The organism is Streptomyces sp. NPDC055078 (genome assembly GCF_053607985.1).
Map to the genome: position 1 here is coordinate 1 of NZ_JBSGUP010001031.1, position 1795 is coordinate 1795.

Sequence of the window (1795 nt, forward strand, 5' to 3'; positions counted from 1 at the left end):
GTGTGAGGGCGTCAGGTCCGCAGGCCCAGGCGGGCGCAGTGGCGCAGGGCGCGGGCCGGGCCCGCGACCAGGGCATGGGAGCCGGCCGTGAGCGCGCCGGCGAGCGCGGTCAGCTGCCAGTGCTGCGCGGGGAACGATGCGGTGACCAGCCCGAGCGTGGCGAGCGCGGTGGCCAGCGCGGTGGCGGTCCCGGTCCAGGCCACGGCGAGCGGCAGCCGGGGCGGGACGGACCGCCGGCGGGCGAGGAACCCGGTGGTCGCCAGCGTCCCGGCGGCGAGCAGCCCCGCGAGGGCGGCGACCCCGGCCAGATGGACGGTCAGCAGCCGCAGTTCCCAGCCCTGCCCGCCGTCCGCGCCTCGGACCAGGAGTCCGCAGAGTACGAGAAGGGGGATGGCGAGGGCGGCGGCCCGGGCGGTGTGCCTGGTCTGTGCGATGGTCAGTTCCGACTGCCAGCTCGGCGCCAGCTCCGCGACGGTTCCGAACTCCCGTACCGCCAGGCGTGCGGCATGCCCGCGCGGTACCCCCGCGCGGATGTGGGCCGCCACCGTCTCGCTCAGTCCGTCGCGGATCTCCTCGACCATCCGGGCCTTGACCCGGGCCGGGCCGTGTACGGCGGCGGCGAGGGCCGTGACGTACTCCTCCACGGGGTCGGCGGCATCCGGAACGGAATCCGGCGCGGCATCCGAAACGGAATCCAGGTCGACACCCGGACCGGAATCCGAGGCGACACCCGGAACGGAACCCCGCGCGGCATCCGTGGAGCCGCCGTTCGGAGCGGTGCTCATACGGCGGGCCGGGCCGGGGCGGCCGGGTTCAGCACGGAGCCGATCGCGGCGGTGAACTCCTGCCACGCCGTCCGCTCGGTGGCCAGGGCACGCTGCCCCGCGTCGGTGAGTTCGTAGCGGCGCCGACGTCGCTCACCCGTCGACTCCCAGTCGCTGCTCAGCAGCCCGAGCCGCTCCAGCCGTTGCAGCGCCGGATAGATCGTCCCCGTGCGCAGCTCCAGCGCGCCCCCGCTGCGGTGCTGGACCGCCGCGATGATCGCGTACCCGTGCAGCGGGCCCGGTTCGAGCACGGCCAACAGCAGTCCGTCCAGATGTCCCCGTACCGCGTCTGTCCTCATGGGTAGGCAGCCTACACAAGAATTAACTAGGCATGCTATCTATTGGCAGCCAAGATATACCTGCCGGAGAGGCCCGCCATGACGAAACTGCTGTTGTCCGTCCATGTCCTCGCGTCGATCCTGACGGTCGGGCCGGTCACGGTGGCCGCTTCGCTGTTCCCCCGCTACGTCCGCGCGGCGGCGGCCGGAGGGGAGACTGCCGGAGGGGAGACTGCCGTCGGGGACGCGGAGACGGGGGACGGGGAGACGGTGGCCGCGGAGACGGTGGACGGGGAGGAGACGGGGGACCGGGCGGCCGGGATCGCAGCGATGCTGCACCGGATCTGCCGGGGGTACGCCATCGCGGGACTCGCCGTCCCGATGTTCGGGTTCGCCACCGGGGCGAAGCTCGGCGTGCTGACCGACGCCTGGCTGATCGTGTCGGTCGTGCTCACCGCGGTCGCCGCGGGTGTGCTCGCGCTGGCGATACTCCCGCGCCAGGAGAGCCTGCTCGAACGGATGCCGGTGGGGGGCACCGAGGGGGAAGACCGCCCGGTGGCGGCCCGGCTCTCCGCGCTCACCGGGGTCTTCAATCTGCTGTGGGCCGTCGTCGTGGTCCTGATGATCGTCCGGCCCGGCTCCACCACAGGGGCCTGAGGGCGGCCTGCCGGGCCGGCGGGCGACGCCGTACAC

Annotated in this window: 3 protein-coding genes; 1 reads left to right on the forward strand and 2 read right to left on the reverse strand. The window is 73.6% G+C overall.

The window, feature by feature from the left end; translation table 11 throughout:
- Nucleotides 1–11: 11 nt before the first annotated feature.
- Both ACWF94_RS39825 and ACWF94_RS39830 read right to left on the reverse strand, forming a co-directional pair.
- Nucleotides 12–785 (reverse strand): permease prefix domain 1-containing protein, encoded by a 774-nt coding sequence (locus tag ACWF94_RS39825; RefSeq protein ID WP_453500076.1) that lies wholly within the window; start codon nucleotides 783–785, stop codon nucleotides 12–14.
- Nucleotides 782–1123 (reverse strand): PadR family transcriptional regulator, encoded by a 342-nt coding sequence (locus ACWF94_RS39830; RefSeq protein WP_453500078.1) that lies wholly within the window; start codon nucleotides 1121–1123, stop codon nucleotides 782–784. The genes ACWF94_RS39825 and ACWF94_RS39830 overlap by 4 nt, the downstream gene beginning before the upstream one ends.
- Nucleotides 1124–1201: 78 nt before the next feature.
- Between ACWF94_RS39830 and ACWF94_RS39835 the strand changes: the two genes are divergently transcribed.
- Nucleotides 1202–1759 (forward strand): hypothetical protein, encoded by a 558-nt coding sequence (locus ACWF94_RS39835; RefSeq protein ID WP_453500080.1) that lies wholly within the window; start codon nucleotides 1202–1204, stop codon nucleotides 1757–1759.
- Nucleotides 1760–1795 lie beyond the last annotated feature (36 nt).